At 59.8% G+C, this 23,916-nt stretch carries 23 protein-coding genes; 9 read left to right on the plus strand and 14 right to left on the minus strand.

Annotated elements, in window-relative coordinates; translation table 11 throughout:
* Nucleotides 1-2: 2 nt before the first annotated feature.
* From ccoG to ccoN, 5 genes are read right to left on the minus strand one after another with little or no spacing between them, the layout of a single operon-like run.
* Nucleotides 3-1,481: a cytochrome c oxidase accessory protein CcoG gene (gene ccoG / locus AC1RRT_RS07955; protein WP_493013242.1), complete on the minus strand. Its 1,479-nt coding sequence runs from the start codon at nucleotides 1,479-1,481 to the stop codon at nucleotides 3-5.
* A 9-nt stretch (nucleotides 1,482-1,490) separates the two neighbouring features.
* Nucleotides 1,491-2,354: a cytochrome-c oxidase, cbb3-type subunit III gene (ccoP, locus tag AC1RRT_RS07960; RefSeq protein ID WP_493013243.1), complete on the minus strand. Its 864-nt coding sequence runs from the start codon at nucleotides 2,352-2,354 to the stop codon at nucleotides 1,491-1,493.
* 2 nt (nucleotides 2,355-2,356) lie between these two features.
* Nucleotides 2,357-2,530: a cbb3-type cytochrome oxidase subunit 3 gene (locus AC1RRT_RS07965; protein WP_493013244.1), complete on the minus strand. Its 174-nt coding sequence runs from the start codon at nucleotides 2,528-2,530 to the stop codon at nucleotides 2,357-2,359.
* A 7-nt stretch (nucleotides 2,531-2,537) separates the two neighbouring features.
* Nucleotides 2,538-3,263, minus strand: a complete 726-nt coding sequence (gene ccoO / locus AC1RRT_RS07970) for a cytochrome-c oxidase, cbb3-type subunit II (protein WP_493013245.1) — start codon at nucleotides 3,261-3,263, stop codon at nucleotides 2,538-2,540.
* Nucleotides 3,264-3,274: 11 nt separating this feature from the next.
* Nucleotides 3,275-4,750 (minus strand): cytochrome-c oxidase, cbb3-type subunit I, encoded by a 1,476-nt coding sequence (gene ccoN, locus AC1RRT_RS07975; protein ID WP_493013246.1) that lies wholly within the window; start codon nucleotides 4,748-4,750, stop codon nucleotides 3,275-3,277.
* A 153-nt stretch (nucleotides 4,751-4,903) separates the two neighbouring features.
* On the opposite strand from ccoN, the gene AC1RRT_RS07980 reads away from it, so the two are divergent.
* Nucleotides 4,904-5,668 carry a DUF2189 domain-containing protein gene (locus AC1RRT_RS07980; protein WP_493013247.1) on the plus strand — a complete coding sequence of 255 codons (765 nt, stop codon included), beginning with the start codon at nucleotides 4,904-4,906 and terminating at the stop codon, nucleotides 5,666-5,668.
* Here the strand turns inward: AC1RRT_RS07980 and AC1RRT_RS07985 are convergent.
* Nucleotides 5,665-6,432 carry a sulfite exporter TauE/SafE family protein gene (locus AC1RRT_RS07985; protein ID WP_493013248.1) on the minus strand — a complete coding sequence of 256 codons (768 nt, stop codon included), beginning with the start codon at nucleotides 6,430-6,432 and terminating at the stop codon, nucleotides 5,665-5,667. The two genes, AC1RRT_RS07980 and AC1RRT_RS07985, sit on opposite strands and share 4 nt — an antisense overlap.
* An 81-nt stretch (nucleotides 6,433-6,513) precedes the next feature.
* Between AC1RRT_RS07985 and AC1RRT_RS07990 the strand changes: the two genes are divergently transcribed.
* The gene (locus AC1RRT_RS07990; protein WP_493013249.1) at nucleotides 6,514-7,089 is read left to right on the plus strand and encodes a hypothetical protein; all 576 of its coding nucleotides are present in this window, start codon (nucleotides 6,514-6,516) and stop codon (nucleotides 7,087-7,089) included.
* Nucleotides 7,090-7,147: 58 nt separating this feature from the next.
* Nucleotides 7,148-7,894: a cyclic nucleotide-binding domain-containing protein gene (locus AC1RRT_RS07995; RefSeq protein ID WP_493013250.1), complete on the plus strand. Its 747-nt coding sequence runs from the start codon at nucleotides 7,148-7,150 to the stop codon at nucleotides 7,892-7,894.
* Nucleotides 7,895-7,898: 4 nt separating this feature from the next.
* Here AC1RRT_RS07995 and AC1RRT_RS08000 read toward each other — a convergent pair whose 3' ends face one another.
* Complete coding sequence (locus tag AC1RRT_RS08000) at nucleotides 7,899-8,735, minus strand: universal stress protein (protein ID WP_493013251.1); 837 nt, start codon at nucleotides 8,733-8,735, stop codon at nucleotides 7,899-7,901.
* Nucleotides 8,736-8,904: 169 nt separating this feature from the next.
* Here AC1RRT_RS08000 and AC1RRT_RS08005 point away from each other — a divergent pair, with 169 nt between their 5' ends.
* A complete protein-coding gene (locus tag AC1RRT_RS08005; RefSeq protein ID WP_493013252.1) occupies nucleotides 8,905-9,273 on the plus strand; it encodes a hypothetical protein in 369 nt (122 codons plus the stop codon).
* A 91-nt stretch (nucleotides 9,274-9,364) separates the two neighbouring features.
* Here AC1RRT_RS08005 and AC1RRT_RS08010 read toward each other — a convergent pair whose 3' ends face one another.
* The 3 genes from AC1RRT_RS08010 to AC1RRT_RS08020 are packed head-to-tail and all read right to left on the minus strand — an operon-like array spanning nucleotide 9,365 to nucleotide 13,487.
* Entirely contained in the window at nucleotides 9,365-11,188 is a 1,824-nt protein-coding gene (locus AC1RRT_RS08010) for an ABC transporter ATP-binding protein/permease (RefSeq protein ID WP_493013253.1), read from the minus strand.
* The gene (glk, locus tag AC1RRT_RS08015; RefSeq protein WP_493013254.1) at nucleotides 11,185-12,147 is read right to left on the minus strand and encodes a glucokinase; all 963 of its coding nucleotides are present in this window, start codon (nucleotides 12,145-12,147) and stop codon (nucleotides 11,185-11,187) included. The genes AC1RRT_RS08010 and glk overlap by 4 nt, the downstream gene beginning before the upstream one ends.
* Complete coding sequence (locus tag AC1RRT_RS08020; RefSeq protein ID WP_493013255.1) at nucleotides 12,144-13,487, minus strand: GH1 family beta-glucosidase; 1,344 nt, start codon at nucleotides 13,485-13,487, stop codon at nucleotides 12,144-12,146. Before AC1RRT_RS08020 ends, glk begins: the two co-directional genes overlap by 4 nt.
* Before the next feature lie 158 nt (nucleotides 13,488-13,645).
* Between AC1RRT_RS08020 and AC1RRT_RS08025 the strand changes: the two genes are divergently transcribed.
* From AC1RRT_RS08025 to AC1RRT_RS08035, 3 genes are read left to right on the plus strand one after another with little or no spacing between them, the layout of a single operon-like run.
* Nucleotides 13,646-15,994 (plus strand): phosphoketolase family protein, encoded by a 2,349-nt coding sequence (locus tag AC1RRT_RS08025; protein ID WP_493013256.1) that lies wholly within the window; start codon nucleotides 13,646-13,648, stop codon nucleotides 15,992-15,994.
* 7 nt (nucleotides 15,995-16,001) lie between these two features.
* Entirely contained in the window at nucleotides 16,002-17,096 is a 1,095-nt protein-coding gene (locus AC1RRT_RS08030; RefSeq protein WP_493013257.1) for a hypothetical protein, read from the plus strand.
* Entirely contained in the window at nucleotides 17,090-18,253 is a 1,164-nt protein-coding gene (locus tag AC1RRT_RS08035) for an acetate/propionate family kinase (protein ID WP_493013258.1), read from the plus strand. Before AC1RRT_RS08030 ends, AC1RRT_RS08035 begins: the two co-directional genes overlap by 7 nt.
* Nucleotides 18,254-18,385: 132 nt before the next feature.
* On the opposite strand, the gene AC1RRT_RS08040 is transcribed toward AC1RRT_RS08035, so the two are convergent.
* Nucleotides 18,386-18,853 carry a host attachment protein gene (locus tag AC1RRT_RS08040; protein ID WP_493013259.1) on the minus strand — a complete coding sequence of 156 codons (468 nt, stop codon included), beginning with the start codon at nucleotides 18,851-18,853 and terminating at the stop codon, nucleotides 18,386-18,388.
* Nucleotides 18,854-19,068: 215 nt separating this feature from the next.
* Here AC1RRT_RS08040 and AC1RRT_RS08045 point away from each other — a divergent pair, with 215 nt between their 5' ends.
* On the plus strand, nucleotides 19,069-19,818 hold the full coding sequence (locus tag AC1RRT_RS08045; RefSeq protein ID WP_493013260.1) for a Crp/Fnr family transcriptional regulator: 750 nt from the start codon (nucleotides 19,069-19,071) through the stop codon (nucleotides 19,816-19,818).
* 99 nt (nucleotides 19,819-19,917) lie between these two features.
* Here the strand turns inward: AC1RRT_RS08045 and AC1RRT_RS08050 are convergent, their stop codons facing one another.
* The 3 genes from AC1RRT_RS08050 to AC1RRT_RS08060 are packed head-to-tail and all read right to left on the minus strand — an operon-like array spanning nucleotide 19,918 to nucleotide 22,308.
* Nucleotides 19,918-20,289 (minus strand): response regulator, encoded by a 372-nt coding sequence (locus tag AC1RRT_RS08050; RefSeq protein WP_493013261.1) that lies wholly within the window; start codon nucleotides 20,287-20,289, stop codon nucleotides 19,918-19,920.
* Between the two features lie 49 nt (nucleotides 20,290-20,338).
* Nucleotides 20,339-20,974, minus strand: coding sequence for a response regulator FixJ (gene fixJ / locus AC1RRT_RS08055; protein WP_493013262.1), 636 nt, complete (start codon nucleotides 20,972-20,974; stop codon nucleotides 20,339-20,341).
* Nucleotides 20,974-22,308, minus strand: a complete 1,335-nt coding sequence (locus AC1RRT_RS08060; RefSeq protein WP_493013263.1) for a two-component system sensor histidine kinase NtrB — start codon at nucleotides 22,306-22,308, stop codon at nucleotides 20,974-20,976. The genes fixJ and AC1RRT_RS08060 overlap by 1 nt, the downstream gene beginning before the upstream one ends.
* Nucleotides 22,309-22,428: 120 nt before the next feature.
* On the opposite strand from AC1RRT_RS08060, the gene AC1RRT_RS08065 reads away from it, so the two are divergent.
* Nucleotides 22,429-23,913, plus strand: coding sequence for a thymidine phosphorylase family protein (locus AC1RRT_RS08065; protein WP_493013264.1), 1,485 nt, complete (start codon nucleotides 22,429-22,431; stop codon nucleotides 23,911-23,913).
* The last annotated feature ends 3 nt before the right edge of the window (nucleotides 23,914-23,916 follow it).

The raw sequence follows: 23,916 nt of genomic DNA on the forward strand, positions 1-23,916 counted from the left end.
CCTCACATGGGTTCCGAGAATTGCGTCTGCATCCGCGCCACTTCCCTGCCGGCGGAGTCACGCAGAACGAAATAGAACTGCTGGAGCGTGGCATCGCTACGCAGGCGCGGCTTCGCGACAAAGACATGCTGCGATACAACGCTGTTATGCTGAACAGTGACACCGAGATTCCGATGCCGGCCGGGCAGACCGGCCTGCAGAAGCTGCGGCTCATTCAGGCCATCGGCGTCCAGCACAAGATCGAGGGAAAGAGGCGAGCGGTTGGTTACCTTGACTATGTAGCCGTTTCGGATGCTGCCATCTGACAGCACAACATAAAGCGGTGCGCGATCCTGCTGCACCGTCACCACCACATCGCTGCGGCCAAGCAGCGTTATCATCATAACGGCACTAACAGCCACAAGCAGGACGGCATACAGAACCGTGCGCGACCGGACGAGCTTGAGGATGTCCGGAAGCCGGTCGGCGCGGCGCTGCATGTTGTTCAACGAGACAAAATCGATCAGCCGCACCGGCCGATCGACCTTTTCCATCATCTCATCACAGGCATCGATGCACAGCGCACAGCCGATGCATTCAAGCTGGGGCCCGTTGCGGATATCAATGCCGGTGGGGCAGACATGCACGCAGGCGCGGCAGTCGATACAGTCGCCCCGCCCTTCCCAGGATTCTCCCGCCTTGTGCTTTCCGCGTGTCTCCCCGCGCCAAGCCTGATAGCTGACCACCAGGGAATGCTCGTCCTGCATCGCGGCCTGGAATCGCGGCCAGGGGCACATATAGGTGCAGACCTGTTCACGGGCCCAGCCGGCCAGAACATAGGTGGTCAGCGTGAACAGGCCAAAGAAGAAGTAGGTAGCCGGCGATGCGCCACCCGTTGCCAGCGCCCGCGTGACCGTTGGCGCATCCTGGAAATACATGATCCAGGCGCCACCGGTGGCCGCCGCAACCAGCAGCCAGATGACATGCTTCAGCCCCTTGCGCGCCAGCTTCCCCGCGCTCATCGGCTGGGCATCAAGACGCATGCGGGCATTGCGATCGCCCTCCACCCAGCGTTCAACGGCGAGGAAAAGGTCGGTCCACACCGTCTGCGGGCAGGTGTAGCCGCACCAGATCCGCCCAAACAGAGCCGTAGCCAAAAACAGGGCCACGGCACCCAGGATGAGCAGTCCGGTGATGTAGTAGATTTCCTGCGGCCAGATTTCGAGGCTGAAGAGATAGGCGCGCGGCGCCGACATATCGATTAGCAGGGCCTGATCCGGCGCGCCGGGGCCTCGATCCCAGCGCAGCCAGGGCAGGCCGTAATAGATCGTCAGGCAGGCAACCAGAATAGCCCACTTCAGCCGGCGGAATGTTCCCGCAACGGCGCGCGGATAGACCTTGACGTGATCGGCGTAAAGCGAAGGCGCAAAAACGCCGAGCAACGCTTCGTCGCGGGCCTGAGCCGGCGGATTTGGTAGCGGATCTGGTGCGACGGCATTCACCCTCGCCCCCTATTCCCCGCCGCCAAGGGAGTGAACATAGACTGCCAGCATCTTGATGGTCGCATCATCGAGGCGACCCGTCCATGCCGGCATCATGCCATTGCGCGATTGCGCAATCGTCTGGATCAGGGCGGTCCGGTCGCCACCATAGAGCCAGATCTTGTCGGTCAGATTGGGCGCGCCCATCTCGCGATTGCCCTTGCCCGTCTCGCCATGGCAGGACGCGCAATTCTCCTTGAACACCGCGGCGCCATGCGGATTGATCGGCCGCAGATCCGACAGGGCGGATACGAAATCAGCGACGGCTTCGACATCCTTCTGTTTCAGGATCCCGTCGGCCAGGAAGCGCGGCATCAACGACTGCCGGCTCTCGTCATGCGCGGCGCGAATGCCGAAGCGAATGGTGCGTTCGATGTCGGCCAACTGGCCGCCCCAGAGCCAGTCATCGTCGGCCAAGCTGGGATAGCCCTTGGTGCCCACGCCGCCAGACTGATGGCAACCCGCGCAATTCTCGGCAAACAGCACCCGCCCACCGGCAATGGCGAAGCCATACAGATCCGCATCGGCCTTCACCTGCTCCACCGAGGCTTCTCGGATGCGTGTGCGATAGACCGATTGACTGTTGGCTGCCTGCTGCAGGCTGTCGGCAACGGCCTGACGCTGGCTGTAGCCAAGCGTGCCGGCGAAATACGAACGAAAGCCGGGCACGCTCGGATACAGCACGGACCAGACGATGGCGAATAGGACTGTCACATAGAAAACATACAGCCACCATTTCGGCAGCGGATTGTTCAGTTCCTGGATACCATCCCATTCATGGCCGGTTGTCTCCGGCCCATCATGCGACGTCTTGGCATGCGGGGTCTTGGCCATGGTCACCGGTCCTTTGCCGAGGGCTGCGAGTCATGCAGGGGGATTTCACCGCGTTTGTCCCAGACGGCACGGCGCGAAGGCCACATCGTCCAGACGATCAACCCGACGAAGACGACAAAGAACCAGACCGTCCAGAGTGACTTCAGCCAGGGATAATGCTCGAGCAGCGTTGTCATATTGTCCTCACTGCCGCAGGCCGCCGGGCTGCGTGCGATCAAAGTCCACCAGCCGGCCCAGCATCTGCAGGTAGGCGACCAGGGCATCCATCTCGGTCAAACGGCCGGGGTTGCCGTCGAAATCACCGACAGCAGCCTTGGGATAGCGGGCCAGCAGGCCGTCGGTGTCGGCATCCGGGTCAGCCTGCGCGCCAATATCGGCCTTGGCGGCGCGAATCATCTCGTCGGTGTAAGGCACGCCAACGTTGCGCAGCGCCTTGAGATGATCAGAGATATCGGTTGTGCCGACCGGCTTTTGCGCCAGGAACGCGTAGGACGGCATGATCGACTGCGGCACCACGGCACGCGGGTCGAGTAGATGCGCGACATGCCATTCGTTGGAATATTTGCCGCCGATGCGGGCAAGATCCGGTCCGGTGCGCTTCGATCCCCACTGGAAGGGATGATCGTACATGCTCTCGGCGGCAAGGCTGTAGTGACCGTAGCGCTCGACCTCATCGCGCAGCGGACGAATCTGCTGGCTGTGGCAGAGGTAGCAGCCTTCACGGATGTAGATGTTGCGGCCGGTCAATTCGAGCGGCGAATAGGGGCGCATCCCCTCCACGCGTTCGATCGTCGTTTCAATGGTGAAGAGCGGGACGATCTCGACCAGACCGCCGATAGCGACAGTCAGCAACGTGAGGACGCCCAGCAGGATGGTGTTGCGTTCGATGGTGGCGTGTTTGATGAACATGACGGCCTCGCTCAAACCGCCGGCTGCGGCTGCGTGTAATGCGGCAGGTTTTCCTCGTTGCGGATATCGCCGCGAGCCGTACGCCAGAGGTTATAAACCATGATCAGCGCACCGGTGAGGAACAGTATCCCGCCCATGGCGCGGATAACGTAGAAGGGTTGCATCGCCTGAACCGTCTCGATGAATGAATATTGCAGGAAGCCGAGATGATCATAGGCGCGCCACATCAGGCCCTGCATGATGCCAGAGACCCACATCGACGTGATGTAAAGCAGGATACCCAGCGTCGCGATCCAGAAATGCAGAGAGACCAGGCGGATCGAGTAGAGCCGCTCACGTTTCCACAGGACCGGCACGATGTAATACAGCATGCCGAAGGTGATGAAGGCGTTCCAGCCGAGCGCGCCGGAATGGACATGGCCGATGGTCCAGTCGGTATAGTGGCTGAGCGCATTCACCTGGCGAATGGACATCACCGGCCCCTCAAAGGTCGCCATGCCGTAGAAGGCTACAGCCGCCACCGAGAAACGCAGGGCCGGATCGGTGCGCAATTTGTCCCAGGCACCAGAGAGCGTCATCAGGCCGTTGATCATGCCGCCCCAGGACGGCATCCAGAGCATGATCGAGAAAACCATGCCAAGCGTCGCTGCCCAGTCAGGCAGAGCGGTGTAATGAAGATGGTGCGGACCGGCCCAGATGTAGAGGAAGATCAGTGACCAGAAATGCACGATCGACAGGCGGTAGGAATAGATCGGCCGCTCTGCCTGCTTCGGGATGAAATAATACATCATCGCCAAGAATCCCGCCGTGAGGAAGAAGCCGACCGCATTGTGGCCGTACCACCACTGGGTCAGGGCATCCTGCACGCCGGCGAAGGCGGAGTAGCTTTTGGTGCCGACGAATGACACCGGCATCGACAGGTTGTTGACGATATGCAGCATCGCTACGGTGATGATGAAGGCGAGATAGAACCAGTTGGCGACGTAGATATGCGGCTCTTCGCGACGCAGCAGCGTTCCGCCAAAGGCAAGCAGGTAGACCACCCAGACCAGAGTCAGCCACAGGTCAGTGTACCATTCCGGCTCGGCGTATTCCTTGCCCTGGGTGACGCCGAGCACATAGCCCGAAGCTGCGAGAAGGATGAAGAGCTGATAGCCGAAGAACAGGAACCAGCCGACCGGCGCGCCGCCAAACAGACGGGCGCGGCAGGTGCGCTGCACGACATAGATGGAAGACCCCAGCAGCGCATTGCCGCCGAAGGCGAAGATCGCTGCCGAGGTATGGACGGGGCGCAGACGGCCGAAGGTCGTCCACTCGAGACCCAGATTGAGCACCGGGAAGGCCAGCTGCAAGGCGATATAGACGCCAGCGGCGAAAGCGACGACGCCCCAGAAAATCGTGGCGATCACGAAGGCACGGACGACATCCTCCACATACGGCTCGACCGCGCGAGGGGTGAAGGTCTGATTGGCAGCAATGGCTGTCATGCGGGCTCCCGGAACTGGTGCGGCCTGGCTGGCAACGCGAGGCCATTCATGCAGTTTCGACGGACTACGACATTGACCCATGTCAATGGAGGCTGACCGGACACCATGCAGTATGCCCTTGACACTGTGACCGAATGCCGCAGAGAGGCCACCATGGTTCAGGACATCAGCAGCCGGACGGATCGCCCCGAAATACAGACAGTGGCAGCAGACCAACCCTGGATCTGGTTGCAAAGCGGATGGCGCGACCTCGCAACCGCACCTGCGGTGAGCCTGGCCTATGGCGCCCTGATCGCGGGACTCAGCTGGATACTGGCTTATGCACTCTGGATTGCGGGCTGGACCTGGGCCGTGCTGCCCATGGCCGGCGGCTTCCTGCTGATCGCACCGTTCATCGCCGTCGGCCTCTACGAGGCCAGCCGGCGGATAGAGCGCGGCCAGACCGTGTCGCTGCGCGCCACTCTTGATGCTTTTGCGAAGCACCCGCGCATCGCCATTTTCGGGGTCGTATTGCTACTGCTGCATTTTGCCTGGATTCGCGCAGCTTTCCTGTGGTTCGTGCTGTATTTCCACGCCGGCACGCCGCCCCTGGACCAACTTCCCATCTACATGCTTGATGCGGCCAATCTGCCGTTTCTGGTGATCGGAACGGCGATTGGTGGCGGCTTCGCGTTCCTCACCTTCGCGATATCGGCCATTTCGCTGCCCCTGCTGCTCGATCGCGAGATCGATGTCATTTCGGCCATTCTCCTCAGCCTGCGGGCCGTGCTGGAGAATCCCAAGGCCATGCTGCTATGGGCCGGGCTGATCGTGGGCTTCACCTTTGTCGGGCTGGCCACGTTCTTCTTCGGGCTTGCCCTGCTGTTTCCGCTGGTCGCCCATGCGACCTGGCATGCCTATCGCGACCTCGTCAGTTAGGCCACCCAGCGCAAGGCGAGAGCCAACAGCAAACCGATATTCAGGATGATGACCGGGATAAACAGGAACCGCACCATGCGGCGCCAGCGCTGACCGGCTGCCGCGCCGAGAAACCCGACAATCATCAGGGCGGGGAATGTCCCCAAAGCAAAGGCGGCCATGCCGATCGCACCCGCCTGCCAACTGCCGGCGGCCCCGGCCATGACCAGGGCTGAATACAACAGCCCGCAAGGCAGGAATCCGAGGGCAAGACCAAGCCCATAGCCATACAGGCCAGTGGGCTGCCGGAAGGCCGGCCGCAGGCGCTCAAGCCACCATTGCTGAAACCCCGTCGCATTACCGGCATAGGCAGAGGCAGCCATCGACTGCCGGGTCACCAGCGCGATCACCAGGGCGACACCGGCCAGCAGCGCAAAAGCCGGCAGATACCCCCCAGCCGTCAGCCGCTGCACGCCGCCTGCCATGCCGGCAGCGGCGGCGCCCAGTAGTGAATATGTTGTGGTCCGTCCAGCATGATACGGCAGCAGGGCCATGCCGCGCAGACGGGTAAGCATGGAAACCTGCATGGCAGGCATGGTCGACAGGTGAGCGCCAACCTGGCCAAGCACGAACGGCCCGCACATGCCGGAGCAGTGGACGGCGCCGCCAACAAGGCCCAGCAGCAGCATTCCGACAGGGTGGGAAAGCGGAAGCCACTCGCCAAGCGCACTGCCATGCAGTGTTGACGCACATGCAGCCAGGATTTCCGCCCATCGCTCCGACATGCCCGGAGACTAGACGCGCCATCATCGGTCGTCGTTGATCCGGATCAATGAGGCCCATGTGGAGATTTGGAAGACTACGTCATGATGTCAGAGACCCGCATTCCTGATGACGCGGCCCCGGTCTCGGCCATGGTCGCGATTGAAAAAGCCCTGACGGTCGAAGAGGGGGCGTTGACGCCCATCGACCGGTTGGTCGGGATGCGCATGATATTGCAGGGATTCTGCGCCATCCTGCGCTCTCTGCCCAATGCGTCGCCAGCCCTGTTGAAAGCCCTTGCCCCCGGCATTGCAGATTTCCTGGCGCGGGACTTCGCCAGGATCGTCGCCGAAGAGCAGGAAGGGCTGCTGGTCTTCCTGACAGCCCGCCTGATGGTGGGCGACGAACTCGACTTCTTGATCAGTCATCTCACCGAGGAGCACCGTCAGGATTGTATGCAGGCGCGGATTCTCTCTGATCGATGCGCAGCGTATGCAGACGGCATAGAGACCGACTGGTCCGACCTGTATGAAGCGCTATGCACATTTGCGGAACAGCAGCGCCGGCATCTGATCTGGGAAGATGCAACCATTCTTCCCATGGCGCGTGACCGTCTGCAACCGGATGACCTCGCGAAATGGGCTGCGGGGATGCGACAACGTTACCGCATGATAACCTGAGCCATCGGCCATTTTCCGAGGTAAAATGTAACACCTCACTTTTTGGAAGGCCGAGTCGATGGCTGACGTTCATGCATTCCCGTCAAGGCCCTTGCCTATTTCATCTCCTGCCCATCTCGCCGAGCCCTGCGATACTTGCACGGCCCGCAGCCTGACCATCTGCGCATCGCTCTCCCACGAAGAGCAGACGAAGCTGACCAAGCTAGTGACCACGGTAAAGCTGGGGGCACACGATATTCTGTTCAATGAAGACGATGAGGCCGGCTACGTCTACAACATCACCTCCGGCAGTATGATGCTGTTTAAATCCATGTCGGACGGGCGCCGTCAGATCATGGGTTTCCTCGGCGCCGGAGATTTTCTCGGACTGAATACGCAGTCGGCCTATACGGTCAGTGCCGAAGCCCTGATGCCGACACGGGTATGCCGGTTCCCGCGCCAGAGTTTCCAGAAGATCATTGCGGAGTTTCCGACACTTGAGCGCCGCCTGCTCACTCAAGCTGAAACCGAAATCACCATGGCGCAGGACCAGATCCTGCTGCTGGGCCGCAAGACCGCCATGGAACGGATCGCATCTTTCCTAATTCTGCAGTCGTCCCGCATGAAGGCGCGGGGCATCGCAGATAACCCGGTCGTCCTGCCAATGACACGGGCGGAAGTCGGCGACTATCTGGGCCTGACCATTGAAACGGTGAGCCGTTGCTTCACCAAGCTCAAGAAGCTCGACATTATCGGCCTGCCGGCACCCGATCGGGTTCAGCTCAAGGATATTGACCACCTGAAAAGCCTGTCTGCCTCGCAGTAACGTCCTAGTTCGATAGCAAGACAGGTGCCGTCATCTGCTTGAGGATGAAGTCGGTCACGCCGCCAAATACGGTTTCGCGCATCCTGCTGTGGCCATAGGCACCCATCACCAGCAGATCAATGCTGTGATCGGCCAGGGCCGACAACAGGATATCCCCCGCTGGTATGCCGACAGCGGTGGTGTTTCTCACTTTTGCGGTAATACCGTATTTCAGCAGATGATGTGTGAGGCCGGCAGCGCTGCTGAGCTGATCAGCCGTCGGATCTATGCACAGAATGACAACCGATGATGCTTCCTGCAAAAGCGGCAGCGCGTCGTGAACGGCCCGCGCTGCTTCGCGGCTGCCGTTCCAGGCGATCATCACCGATTTCATCGCCTTCCCGTAGGTTCCCGCATAAGGCACAACCAAAACCGGTCGTCCCGCCGTCAGGGCAAGGTCTGCGGGCAATGTCCCCACGCCAGTATTGCTCATGCCGATAGTCTCGCGATCCGGGTCAGGCTGCCCGACGACCACCAGGTCACTGATCCTAGCGCAGTCCTGAAGTGCTTCCAGCGGCGGCCGCTCGCTGTCGACCCATGCCACCGCCACATCAGCGGCGGCTGCCGCCGCTTCGAAAGCGGTTTTGGCATTGGCTGCCTCCAGACGCGTTTCGTCCATTTGCTGCTGATAGAAGGCGGGGGGAACATCGCTGCCCATGTAATAAAGTTGACTCGGGAATGGCAGCGTATAGATCGCCGTGATTTTAGCGCGGAATTTGCGCGCGAGCCCCAATGCGACCGTGGTTTTAACGGCTGACTGGTTATCCGCAGTCAGATGGAGAAGAATATCGCAGTAGTGCATTGTCGACTCCGCTGTACTCCCTGAAGACGACAATGGACAGAACAATGCAGCCACGCCTTGCGCTACATCAAACTTTCCCGCCCAGTTTATAGAAAAATTGCCGCAACTTGATTCTGATCAAGGCTCTCCGAACTTCAAACTGGAGAATCCAGTACAAAGGAGTTCTTGCATGTCTCTGTCATTTATTCGTCTGGAACTGGCGCGCGAAAAGAGTCATCCCGCAGGGAGTGGGCGTCACGGTTATGAAATCATTGCTCCGCTCGATGCCGAGGGTCACCTGGACCGGAAGGAATGGGAGGCTAACCGCGGACGCTGCACGGTCCGGCGCTTCTGGGAAGGTGAGCCAGATCAGTATGGAGAGTTCATACACACAAAAGGCGGGCACTGGGCGCTTTCATACGACCCCAAAACCGATCTAGACGACGAGCCAATCTATCGCCTCGACCGACATGTTATCCTGCCGGGCGAATACATCTCGATCTCGGAGCCGAATCAGGAACCGCATACTTTCCGCGTTTCGCTCGTCACGGGTGCGTGAAATCGAACCCTGCTGGTTTCGGATTCCAATCGTGAGACCTGAGGCGTCCATATCGCTCAGGCAGCGGTCAATCCGATGCTGGTCCTGAACGCTACGCCAAGCCTTCTTTTATATACTCCAGCAACCTTCGCACGCCGATGAATCCGCGGTCGCTGTTTTGTGTTTTCTTTTCAGCCCGGATTCCGGTTTCGCGAACCGTCACTGTCTTGCCGCCCGTACGTTCGAGAAGAATTTTCCGTGTATGCAACTTTTCCAGGTCGGGGCGATGGCTAAGCGTTAGAAACGTTGCGCCAGGAAGTTCGCCAAAAACGCGTTCGAGCAACGCCGTTTCTTCTGATTCATCCAGCGCTTCTGTAGCATAAGCCATGAAGACCCAATCAGGACGGCGAACCAGAATATTTGCACATGCCAGTCTTTGCTGGTCCGCTGGGGACAACGCCTTCATCCACGGCTCAGACATATCAAGCTGGTCCTGCAGTCGTGCAAGGCCCACCACGCCCAGGGCAGCACTGCAGACATCATCGCTATGCGCCCCTGTCGTATCTGGATAGGTCAGGATTTCACGCAGAGACTCGGATGGAAAGTAGGGCTTGGGCGGCATAAATACGATCTCTGCATTGTCTGGCGTCTCAATGACGCCAGCGCCCCAGAGCCAGATGCCGGTCACCGCCTTGAACAGCATGAGGCCGACTTGACTGTCCCCCGCAATCAGCACCCGTTCACCCGGCTGAATGGTTGCGCTGATCCCCGAAGCCAATATTCCATCCTCAGGGCTGGAAATCGCCAAGTCATGAATATTCAAGGCTGGACCGGCCGTCGCATTGACCACGATTCCGGTTGCCGCTTCACCCAGCTTGCGATTTGTCACGGCATCATGCAGTGCGAGTATGCGCTCGACCGACGCCTGCCACTCAGCCAGACGCGGAAAATTGTCGATCGGCCAAGATAGCGCGGCCGTCATTTGCTGGAATGCCTGGCCGGTCTGCATCAGCACGCCAAGCGTTATGCTGCCCGCCAGATAGCGCGGGCTGGCCACAAGAATGGGAAACATCGTCGCCAACACACTGTAGGCCGAGGAAAACAGCATAAGCTGGCGAAGGCCGGTGGTCTGAGCATCCCAGAACTGGCGGATAGGTCTTAGCATCCCCAGAAGTCGTCTACGCTCATCCGGTTCCCGCTGGACAAGGGCAATGGCCTCGGCATTCTCGCGTGCCTCCGCCAGCATGAAACGGAAGTCCGCTTCTGCCGTCTGCCGCCTGTTTGTTGCCTCAACCAGCCGACCACCAACCATGAACGCAAGCACAGATCCGGCGCTGGCATACAGCAAGGCGAGCCAAACCATGTGTCCATGCAACGAAAGCTCGATGCTTTTCATGCTTATTTGCAGAACACCGGACAAGGACCACAGAATGGTGCTGAAACTGGCAAACAGCATCAGGCAGTATAACCCCGAATGCACCAACTCTATGGCGGACTCGGTGACGATACGGATGTCATCGGCGATCCGGCCATCGGGATTATCATGGTCACCGGGCAGAAGCGAAATCTGATAATGGCGAGCGTCGGCCATCCAGCCGTCCACGATATGCTGCGTCAGCCATTCGCGCCAACCGATCTGCAGGCCGCGTTTCGCGCCAAGGTGCAGCATGTTCACGAACATAACGCTGACCACCAGCAGGGTGAAAATCACAACCTGTTGCAGGAAACCGTCTCCAGAACGGCGCTCGAGCGCATTGAACAGATCGGCACTCCACAGATTTAGGCGGATGACCAACCCGACCTGCATGACGCCCAGCAGCACCATGGAAACCAGCATGAAGTAAGCCCGCCACCTCTGCTCGCCTCGCCAGTAACCTGCCGAGACCGTCAGGAAGCGGCGCAGTGTTAGATAATGATTGGTGGGTTGATCAGTCATGCGAGATTTTCTTGCCGGTGTCGTTCCCACAGGCCGACAAGGGCAACATCGGGTCGCTGTATAACCTTGGTCGGTATATGCACCAGCCAGTCAGACAGGCGTCCCTTGGCGGCAAAACGTTGCCGGAAGGGCGAGCGCGCGAGCAGGGGAATAATCCGGGGCGCGATGCCGCCAGCAATGTAGATACCGCCGCGAGTGTTGAAGGTTAGTGCAAGATTTCCCGCGACACTGCCGAGAATGGCGCAGAATTGCATCACCGCCGCATGACTGAGTGCACAACCGCCGGCAATGGCCTGCGCGGTAATGTCCGAAGCAGCCGTCAGCACGGCCGGCTGGCCCGCCTGCTCCGCCAACACAGTATAGATCGCCACCAGCCCCGGACCGGAGAGCAACCGCTCGCCCGACACATGACCGTACTTCGAGCGCAACGTCTGCAGCAGAAGATCTTCAGCACTGTCTTCTGGCGCAAAGCTGGCATGACCGCCCTCGGAGGCCAGTGCGCGACCGCCTCCGAGCCAGGCCGCAATACCAAGGCCTGTGCCAGGGGCAACAATCGCCTGCGGCGCCTGCAACACGGCGTGACCATCACCCAGGGATATGTAGTCGCTGGCACGCAATGCCGACAGCGCCCAGGCAACAGCCTCCAGGTCATTGCAAACCGTCACCCGGCCAATGCCAAAGTCACGCTCGATCAAGCCTCCATCAATAACCCATGGACTATTCGTCAACGCACAGCGGTTACCCGCAACGGGTCCCGCAACGGCTAGAATGGCCTGGTCAATAATCAAAGGGTGCGGCTGCTGTGTCGCGAGATACGCTTCCAGCGCAGGCCCGAAACCGGCAAATCCGACAACAGGCAATGCCTTAAATCCGAATATTGTACCGTCACGCGACAGAGCAAACCGCGCATTGGTTCCTCCGATATCTGCAAGCAGATATGTGACTGGACGACCGGTCATGACGGAACTCCATGCCGAATCATATTGGCGTACCAGTGGGCTGACGCCTTGGGTATGCGGCGCTGGGTGGGGTAATCGACGTAGACGAGACCAAAGCGCTGTCCGTAGCCAGAGCCCCATTCAAAATTGTCCAGCAAGGACCAGACGAAGTAACCGCGCACATCCGCTCCCTCCGCCACAGCTTCACGCATAGCAGCGGTATAGCGTGTTAGAAAATCGATTCGATCGCGATCATTGATCTGCCCAGTTTCATCCGGCTGCTCAATACCACCGCATCCGTTCTCCAGGACGTATATCGGCAGGCGATAGGTATTATGGATGTCCAGCAACGTAGTCTTGAAGGCATCAGGCCGCACCTGCCAGCCGATCTGCGTCTGCGCCGAGGTCTTTGGCGGGTCGGCCCAGGCAAAGCCCAATGGCGCCTTGTCATCGTGCCGCGCGAAGATCGGCGAATAATGATTGACGCCGAACCAATCGACCCCGCGGCAGATGGCCGCCATGTCGCCAGGCTTCACATAAGGCTCGAGCAATGCAGCGAATGGTTCCGGATAGAAGCCACGCAGCTGCGGATCTGGATAAACCCTGTTCCAGAAGCTGTCCAAAGTCGCAGCCGCAGCCCGGTCGGCATCCGTATTATGCAGCGGCAGACAAGGCTGACGATTATGAATGGCGCCGATGGATGCACGTGAGACCAGATTACGGATCACATCGACAGCCGCACCGTGAGAAAGGTTCACATGATGAACAACTTTCAGGCAGGTCGGCAGGTCATGAACGCCAGGCGCCTGCCAGCCGAAAAGATAGCCAAACAGTGAAAATACCGATGGCTCGTTGAAAGTGGCGAAACGCTTCACGCGATCGCCATAGCGCCGGGCCACCAGCGCAGCATAGTCGGCAAACCATCCAACACTATCGCGGTTGGACCAGCCGCCCTGGTCATGCAAGGCCTGCGGCAAATCCCAGTGATACAGGCAGAGCCAGGGTTCGATGCCGGATGCCAGCAAGTCATCGATCAGGCGGTCATAAAAAGTCAGGCCTGCTTCGTTGGGCCGGCCGCGTCCTGTCGGCAGCAGGCGCGGCCAGGCTGTGGAGAAACGATAGGCTTTGACGCCCATGTCACGCATCAGCGCCACGTCTTCCGCCCAGCGGTGATAATGATCGCAGGCGACATCACCAGTATCGCCGTTGGCAATCCGACCCGACTGATGGGAAAACCGGTCCCAGATGCTCAGCCCACGGCCATCGACTGCGGCAGCGCCTTCGATCTGATAGCTGGACGTCGAAACCCCCCATACGAAATCACGCCGTAGAGGTGCTTTGAGACGGGTGTTCTCATTCATGAAGGCCAGAACTCCGATGCTTGAACGGGGCGAGCCCGTCATCGGTCAGTTGTGCCGGGAAAAGACCCTGAAAACATTGATCGGGATCAACGATTAACCCCACCCCACATGGCAGAACCATAGATGCTGACCGGGCACGGCCTACGGGAGACATACTGATGACAACCGATGATCTGACGGCCTGCGACCAGTACTGGCGGGCGGCGAATTACCTCTCCATTGGTCAGATCTACCTGCTCGACAATCCGATGCTGCAAACACCTCTACGGTCGGAGCACGTGAAACCCCGCCCGCTCGGCCACTGGGGGACCGCGCCTGGCCTGAACTTTATCTCAGCGCATCTGAATCGGCTGATCCGGCGCCACGACATGCGTGTGCTGCAGGTTATTGGCCCCGGGCATGGCGCGCCAGCGGTCTTGGCCAGCGCCTACCTCGATGGCACCTATTCCGACGCCTATCCGGACGTGTCGCTGGATACCGAAGGCATGGCGAAACTGTTTCGGCAATTTTCCTTTCCTCATGGCGTACCGAGCCATGCCTCTCCGCAGACGCCGGGCTCGATCCATGAAGGCGGCGAGCTGGGATACGCCCTGTCTCATGCTTTTGGTGCGGCTTTCGACAATCCCGACCTGCTGGTTGCCTGCGTTATCGGCGACGGCGAAGCGGAAACCGGTGCCCTGGCCACCGCCTGGCATTCCAACAAATTCCTGAACCCGGCCCGCGACGGCGCCGTGCTGCCGATCCTGCATCTGAACGGCTACAAAATCGCCAACCCCACCGTGCTGTCCCGCCTGCCCGCCGACGAGCTCGACCAGTTGCTACGGGGCTATGGCTATGAACCTTATACCGTTGCCGGCGATGACCCGCAGGTCATGCATGTCGCGATGGCTGCAGCGCTGGACAGCATATGGATGGAGATTACCGAGATTCAGCGGCAGGCGCGCGGAGACCAGCCCGCCATCACACGGCCGCGCTGGCCCATGCTGGTGCTGCGCAGTCCGAAAGGCTGGACTGGGCCAACCACAGTGGATGGATTGAAGAATACCGGCACCTGGCGCGCCCATCAGGTGCCAATACCGGATGTGCGTGACAATGAGGCGCACCGCACGCAGCTGGAACAGTGGATGCGAAGCTACAGCCCCGAGACGCTGTTCGACGAGGCGGGCCGGCCGCGCGCCTGGATCGAGCAGGTATTGCCGCGACCAGAACGCCGCATGAGCGCCACCCCTGAAGGCAATGGCGGCCTACACCTTATAAATCTGAAGCTGCCTGCGGTTCAGGCTCATGCCATTGCAGTGCCAAAGCCCGGATCTGTAAAGGCGGAGGCGACGAAGCAGCTCGGCCGCTATCTGCGCGACGTCTTCCGCCTGAATGCAGCCCGGCACAATTTCCGCCTTTTTTCCCCGGATGAAGCGGCGTCCAATCATCTTGAGGCTGTTTTCGAGGCAACTGATCGGACCTGGATGGCAGAGCGCGAATCAGGTGACGATCATCTCAGCCCCGATGGCCGCGTGATGGAAATCCTCAGCGAGCAGACCTGCCAGGGCTGGCTGGAAGGCTATCTGCTCAGCGGCCGGCACGGGTTATTCGCTACCTATGAAGCCTTCGTTCATGTCGTCGCCTCCATGTTCAATCAACATGCGAAATGGCTGCAGACCTGCAGGGAGGTATCCTGGCGCAAGCCGGTGGCCTCCCTGAACTACCTTCTCACCTCTCATGTCTGGCGGCAGGATCACAATGGTTTCAGTCATCAGGATCCCGGGTTTCTCGATCTGGTCGCGAACAAGGATTCCGAGGTGGTGCGCATCTATCTGCCGCCCGATGCCAATACCCTGCTGGTCGTTGCCGATCACTGCCTGACCAGCCGGAACCGCATTAATGTGATTGTCGCCGGCAAGCACAGTCAGCCGCAATGGCTGGATCACGATGCCGCGGTTGCGCATTGCGCCGCCGGCATCGGGGAATGGTCATGGGCCGGAAATGCCACAAAGGACGCGCCGGATGTCGTGCTGGCCTGTGCAGGCGATGTGCCTACCATTGAAACGCTGGCAGCGGTCAGCATCCTGCGTCGTCACCTGCCGCATCTTGGCATCCGCGTCGTCAATGTCGTCGATCTGATGCGACTGCGGCCGCTAGCCAATCATCCGCACGGACTCGATGATGCCGCCTTTAACGCGCTTTTCACCACGGACCGGCCGGTCATCTTCGCCTTCCATGGATATCCCGCCCTGGTTCACCGCCTGACCTACCGCCGCCGCAACCACGCCAATATCCATGTTCACGGCTATATGGAACAAGGCACGACCACGACGCCTTTCGATATGGCGGTGTTGAACCGCCTGGATCGGTTTCATCTGGTTCTCGCCGTCATCCGGCGCATCAGCCAGGGCAAGGCGGAACAGATGCTGCAACACCTGATGGAGGCCCAGCTTGCCATGCACAATGCCTATATTGGCGAGCATGGCGAGGATATGCCAGAAATCCGTGACTGGCGCTGGGAGGCGTAACCGCCCGATGCAGCCGTTGGCCGCAATCGCAATTCCGCAGGGACGGCTTGTCCTGCGGGCCGCAGCGCCCATCACACTGCATGGTGACATCGCCTGGCGCGCTGATGGAAACAGCCCGGTGCTCATGGGGAAGGACGCGGCAACGGTTTTCGTGTCCGCCTACGAACCGCGCGGCCACACCCTTCGGCGCCAGGGTCCCCTCGCCAATCTGGGACCGGCAAGACCGGTCAGCATCCACAACGATCCCGATCCCATCGCGGGAAAATGGATCGAGGCAGTATGGCCAGCACCGGATGGTCGCCTGTTCGGCTGGTATCACGCCGAAGAACGTGCGCCCTGCCCAACATCTCTTTATATTCCGCATATCGGCGAACTGGTCTCGGACGATGATGGCGCGCGCTGGCACTGGCGCGGCGAAATCCTGCGCGCCCCATCAAGCGAGACGAACTGTGAATATCGCAACGGCTTTTGCGCCGGCGGCTATGGCGATCTGTGTGTGCTGCCTGATCGCGAGGGGCAGTTTCTCTACATACTATTCTCCAGCTTCACGGCAACAGAAGCCGCGCAGGGCATCTGCCTGGCGCGCCTGCCCCTGCCGCGTCCCGAAAATCCGGCGGAGCGACTTGAGCTCTGGAGCAATGGCGCCTGGCAAAGCAGCTCGGCTCATCTGCCAAGTCCGGTCTGGCCCACTCTCCACGGATGGCGCTATCCCGATCCTGATGCCTTCTGGGGGCCGGCTGTGCATTACAACCGCGCCATTGATATCTATGTCATGCTGCTGAACCACACGGCCGGCGGCAGCGGCAACATGCTGCAGGAAGGCATTTACGTGTCCCTCAATCGTCATCTGGACATGCCTGGAAACTGGAGCAGGCCGGTAAAGCTGGTGCAGGGTGGCGCCTGGTACCCGCAGGTCGTTGGACTTGAATCCGGCGACAGTGACTATCGGGCCGACTCACGCAGCCGTTTCTACATGGCAGGCTTCTCGGCCTGGGAGATGGAGATCACGACCGCCGCATATGATGGTCCGGACCGTCCCCTAGCGCTGCACCGGGATGATTTCCCCCCTCTGTTCGGAGCTGGGCTGCGATCGCCATGGTAAAACATCTGCTCACCGTCAATCCGGGCTCGTCGACGCTGAAGCTGGTCGTATACCGGCTGACCGACGGCAGCGTGGACCTGCGCTGCCGGGGAATGATCGACCTGCACGCATCTCCGCTGATGCTGGTGGTGCGACAGGACGATACCGTCACCGGGCATGCGATTGGCAATGACCTTGGCGTACCGACGCTAGCGACAATAGTGGCGATTCTGACGAGAGCAGCCGATGCACCAGGCATCGACGCGGTTGGCCATCGGGTGGTGCATGGCGGCGACAGCTTCAGAGGACCCGCGCTCATCGACGATGCGGTGCTGGCAAAGATCGCCGGCCTGATCCCGCTGGCGCCACTGCATCAGCCTCAAAGCGTCAGGCTAATCGAGGCCCTGCGGCAACTGCTGCCTGGCATTCCGCAAACCGCCTCCTTCGACACCGCTTTCCATCACGATCAACCCGAACTGATTCGCCGCCTCCCGCTTCCCCGCTCGCTCTTTGATGCAGGAATAAAGCGTTACGGTTTCCACGGCCTGTCCTATGCCCATATTGCCAACGCCCTACGCCGCGATCATCCCAATCTGGCCAATGGCCGCGTCGTGGTCGCCCATCTCGGTAGCGGTGCCAGCCTCTGCGCCGTCAGGAATGGCATGAGCCAGAGCTGCAGCATGGGCTTTTCCACGCTGGATGGCATCCCCATGGCGACCCGGAGCGGTTGTCTGGATCCAGGCATCATCCTTCATCTCATGACTCGGCAGGGCCTCTCCCTGAAGGAGATAGAGGACATGCTGTATCACCGCAGCGGACTGCTCGGCCTATCGGATTTTAGTGGCGACCCGCGCGAACTTCTGGCCAGCCCGCGACCCGAAGCGCGGGAAGCCATTACATCCTTTAGTCTGCGTGTGGCCCAAGAGGTGGCAGCGCAAGCAACCGTGCTCGGCGGTCTGGACGGCATCGTGTTCACCGGCGGCATAGGCGAGCACCAGCACCAGATTCGCGCCGGAATCATCAGCCATCTGGCCTGGCTTGGCCTTGCGCTGGATGACGCCGTGAATACGGTAAACGCGGCCTGCATCAGTTCTGCCACCAGCCGGGTGCAGGTTTTTGTCATTCCGACCGATGAAGAACAAGTTATTGCAACAGAAGCGGCCGGCTTGCTGGCCTAGCCATCGCTCCAGCTCTGCCGGAAGGGCAAGACGAGCTTGATCAGCCAGAGCCTGCACTTCGCCTGTTATATTGGCAGTCGTGACTCGTCTATCCCTGCAGAGCTCGTCTGGGGCACAGGATGCCACCTATGCTTACGCGGCCGTCACGATCCGTGACGCGTGATAATAGAGCGCGCCCACATCGAGATTCATGAAGTCTTTGTCGGATTCTCCAATCACAGCTTTCATGACCTCTTTGCTGAAGCTGTCCCTCAGACTTCCGAGCATATGCGGCGGCGCGATCACGACCAGTTTGTGGAAGCGACGTTGCCGCAAGGCTTCATCAAGGTTTGCCGCGAGTTTTCGCGCGAAGTTATGCTTTTCCAGCTCATGGGGATCATGCCGTGGTTCAATGGCCGACCTGCTGTCGCCGACACTGGAAAAACTTCGGCCAGGCTTGTCACTCTTCATATCACGGGAGAAGCTTGCGACGTTTTCTGCCGAGGAAACGAAATCTGACACCAGCGACAACGGCTCATCCCGACTGCGCCACTCCCATACGCGGGCATGGTGCCCATCGGCCGTCAGGATCCAGGTCAGAGGATGAATTTTGTGCGGCACGATGCCACCTATATTCCGGATGTGATGGCATGAATATGCTGTGTCAGCTGCCGGCCAACCTTGATATACGTCAATGAGATGACCATGCGGCTTTGGTTCTACCCCTCAGGGAGGCTGCGTGGAACTAGGTAGTTCTCCTTAGGTATAAGACCCAAATTTCTCTCCCCCCTGCACTCCTGTATTTCTGCACTCAAGACTTCCAGGGGAGAAAGAAAATGACCACTGCACAAGCTACTGTTCATCCCTCCTCCGCACAGCATCATCCGATGCATGCGGCATCCGCCCTGGCAGGTGCAACACCCCGAAAATCGGCACCGTCAACGGCATCCGTGATTGCCCTGCCTGGCGCTGCCGATGTCCTGCAGCGCATCGGGCGCCCCCTCCAGGTGGCCCGGGGGCGGACGGTCATAGAAGCCGGAAGCGGCTGCAGCCATATCTACAAGGTTACCGAGGGCGTTCTGCGCGTCGTCAGAATTCTGCCCGATGGTCGTCGTCACATTGCGAGGTTCCTTCAGTCGGGCGATTTCTTCGGGGTTTCTGACATGGCAGAACAGGACAGCAGTGTTGAAGCGATCACGGACTGCGATCTGACCCGCTATGAGCGCAAGGACTTCGACGCCATTCTGGATTCTGATGCCGCTGCCGGCCGCCAGCTTTTTCGTCTGATGTGCCGGCATTTGGAATCAAGCAATCGGCTGCTGCTTCTGCTGGGCCGAAAGACGGCATCTGAGCGCTTGGCCAGTTTTCTGCTGTCGTTTGCACGCAACACTTCAGTGGTACGGCGGGATCAAGAGATACATCTGCCCATGAGCCGCTGTGATATTGCCGATCATCTCGGCCTCACCATCGAAACAGTCAGCCGCCTGATCACCAAGTTCCGCACGCAACGCTGGATCAGTCTGACCGACAGTCACACCATCAAGGTGATCGCACCCGACGTCCTGGAAGACCTCGCCGCGGACTGACCGTTTGCGCTTCCTCCCCGGCTGCTCTTTCGGGCAGTCGCCTAGGCCGGCAGTTTCGCCGGCCTTTTTTTATCCGGACATCAGGGGAAAGAGCCGTCGTCAGGTGGTCGCAAGCATCTGTTCGATGGTGCCGAACAGGCGACTATGCGCGAGAGGTTTGTCTAGAAGGGCAACCTTCCCCAGCCCGACGGCCTGATTCTCGATCGAACCGTCGCGCCGGCCAGTGATCAGGATCGCCGGCATGGTTTCACCGCGATCCCGCAAGAGTGCGAGAAGGGCCAGCCCGGTCATGCCCGGCATATGCACGTCGACAATGACGCAGCAGTTGTTCAACACCGGATTATCCGCCAGGAACTGGTCGCCCGAATCAAAATCTCGAACGCGATACCCCCGCAATTCAAGAAGGACCTTGAGGGAATCGCGAACCACGTCATCGTCATCGATGACGTAAATGGTAGGTTTATCGTTCATCCCTGAGTAATGCTCTGCGCCTCTCCCGGTGGCAAGTAAGGGGTTTCCCCTACGGCTTTGGGCTGTCTTTTTCCTCTGTGGAAAGGCCGGCTGCAAGCCCCATCCGCACCAGGTGCGACAGGCTTTCCGCACCCATTTTCTTCATCACATTGGCGCGATGGATTTCCACGGTGCGGGGGCTGATCCCCAGATGATAAGCAATAATCTTATTGGGATTACCGATGATCAATTGACGCAAGACATCGCGCTCCCGCCCGGTCAGCGTCGCCAGACGCTCCCGGACATCGCCTTGATCAACCTGTCCCAGTTCCCCGACCCGGGCGGCGTCGAGGCCCCGCCGGACCGCATCGAGAAGTGTCGCGTTGGTATAGGGTTTTTCTATGAAATCGATGGCCCCAGCCTTCATGGCCCGCACGGCCAGCGGAACATCGCCATGGCCGGTCACCACCACCACCGGCAGCATCAGCCCCTTGCTGCGCAAATGCTCGAGCAGGCTCAAACCGTCCATGCCGGGCATGCGCAGATCGATCACCGCACAGGCAACCGGAACCGGACTGTACCCCAGCAGGAAGGCTTCGGCCGATGCAAAGCCAACGGCCGTAAACCCCTGAGCTTCCAGGATGGCGGCCAGGGAGTCGCGCACGGCTGCATCATCATCGACAATGAATATGGTTTCCGCTGCCATCACACGCCCTTGGTCTGATCCGTCATCGGCAGGTGGAAGCGGAACACCGTGCCGCCGCCGGGATTGGATTCTGCCCAAAGCCGGCCCTCATGGGATTCAATGATTGACTGACTGATGGAAAGACCGATTCCCATGCCATCCTTCTTGGTGGTGAGGAACGGTGTGAACAACTTCTCTGCGATCCCCGCATCAATGCCAGGACCGGTATCCCGTACGGCAACCTCCTGTGCCCCCGGCTTACCGACAGTCTGGATGATGAGTTCACGTCGCTCTGAATCCCGCAGGACCTCGACTGCATTCCGCACGAGGTTTACCACCACCTGCTGAATCTGGATCTTGTCGATACTGATTGGCGGCAATGTATCATCGAGATCGAACTGCACGCGAATGCCATCGACGCGCACACCGATGGTCGCCAGATTACTGGCTTCTATAACCACCTTGTTAAGTTCTTCCAGGCTGCGTTCTACTGGACCTTTTTCAACGAAACTGCGTAAGCGGCGTATAATCTGGCCGGCGCGATCTGCCTGCTCCACGGTCTTGCCAAGGAATTCCTGCACCTTCGGCATAGCGCTCTCGCCACCTATATCCACCATCTGTCGTGCCGCTTCGGCATAATTCATGATCGCGGTCAGTGGTTGATTCAGCTCATGCGCCAATGAGGAAGACAACTGCCCCATAGCACTCAGACGAGATATATGCACCAGATCCCGCGTCAGCTCGCGCACCTGACTTGCAGACTGGTGGCGTTCAGTGATGTCGCGAATAACGCCAATGAAGCCACGATGATTGCCGCCTCGCATCTCACCAATCGACAGATCAATCGGGAAAACCGTGCCATTCTTGTGCATCGCTTCGACTTCGCGGCCAGTACCGATGATCTTGGCCTTTCCGGTGCGGATATAATTGGCAAGATAACCGTCATGCTCGCCATGATAGGGGGCTGGCATCAGCATATTGACGTTGCGGCCTAGGACCTCGGCCGGTCCGTAGCCGAAGATGCGTTCTGCTGCCTGGTTGAACATTTCAATGGAGCCATGCGCATCAATGGCGATGATCGCATCATGCGCATTGTCGATGACAGCGCGGAAACGCTCTGCCGCCTGACGCTCGGCACGCACGCTTTCACGGAACGACAGCCCGAATGCCGTGAGAAGGCAGCCAGTGACGGCCAAGCCTATGCCGGCCCATATCCATGACTCTGTTTCATCATAAGCGGCGAAGGACAAACCCACGCCGACGGCAAGGATTGCCAACATTATCAATGGCTTGGACCAGTGCCAGGTCATTTGACCTCTGCCCCAGCCAGCCAGCCCGGCACTGAAATCCCGCATACGCCCCATCCCAAAGGCCACTTGATCCCGGTCAAATCGGGAATCGCCTTTTCGGGCTAGAAACTTAGCAGACCGATGTCCGACTCAGCACCCCATTTTATCAGGCCCAGCACATCGACGATGCTCAAGCTTAAGCGCATGGCAATCGACACCCACCGCGAGAGCATCGCCTATCTCAGCAGGCAGTGTCAGCAATACCGTGCCGAGGAATTCCAGGCGCTTGGGAAAATCGAAATATGCGCCGGCGGCCCCGGCATGCCAGCAACCCTCAACATCGTCGACGATATGGCATTGCTGGCACCAGACGAACTCGGCCTCTCCGAAACCGCCTTCGACATGTTCGCCCAGCCGGCAGGCACCGCAGTCACCATCCAACACCCCAAGCCAGTCGAGAGTCTGGAAGCAGTGCGGGCAAAGATCCTCGGCCGGGAACTCAATCCTGCACAATACGTCTCGATCATTCGCGACATTGCAGCACTGCGCTACAGCAAGATGGAAGTGGCAGCCTTCTTGGTCGGCTGCGCCGGCTTCATGACCATCGACGAGGTTCTGAGCCTGACCCAGGCAATGGCGAATGTAGGCCGGCATCTGGAATGGGGCCGGCGCCTGGTGGTCGACAAGCATTGCATCGGCGGCATCCCCGGCAACCGGACATCCATGATCGTGGTGCCGATCGTCGTTGCCCATGGCCTGACTATCCCTAAGACGTCGTCGCGCGCCATCACTTCGCCAGCCGGCACGGCGGACACTATGGAAGTCCTGGCCCGCGTCGACATCGGTATCGACGAGATGCGGGGCATCGTCGACAAAGTCGGCGGCTGTCTGGTCTGGGGCGGCCGCGTTAACCTCTCGCCGGCTGACGACGTCATGATCATGGTCGAGCGTCCGCTCCGCATTGATACGCGCGAACAGATGGTCGCTTCGATCCTGTCGAAAAAACTCACCGCCGGGGCCAGTCATCTGGTGCTGGATATCCCGGTCGGTCCAACCGCCAAGGTGCGCAACGCCACGGAAGCCGCCAGCCTGCGCAAGATGTTTGACTATGTCGGTGGCAAACTGGGCTTGACCCTGGATATCCGCCTGACCGACGGCAGCCAGCCCATCGGGCGCGGCGTAGGGCCGATCCTGGAAGCGCGCGATGTCATGGCCGTGCTGCGCAACGATCCGGCAGCCCCGGATGACCTGCGTGAACGCGCCCTGCTGCTGGCCGGAGCCCTGATCGAAAGCGACATCTCAGTGAAAGGCGGCCAGGGCATTCATCGCGCCCGCACCCTCTTGGCCAGTGGCGCCGCGATGCGCGCCATGGAAGAGATCATCCAGGCCCAGGGGCCTACGAATGCCATGCTGACGCCAAGCGCACTGGGGCGTGAGGTGATGGCTCCCGCTGATGGTGTGGTGCGAGGCATAGACTGCCTGCGGATCGCCCGAATTGCCCGCATGGCCGGCGCTCCGGCTTTCAAGGGCGCAGGCGTCGATCTGCTGCGCAAGGTTGGCGATCCGGTGCGACATGGCGAACCTTTGTATCGCATTCATGCCACCCTTGAATCCGATCTGGGTTTTGCCGCCGAGCTGGCCGACTCTGATTCCGGCTACAGCATAACATGAGGC

This window comes from Ferrovibrio sp. GW821-FHT12B10, from assembly GCF_058807515.1.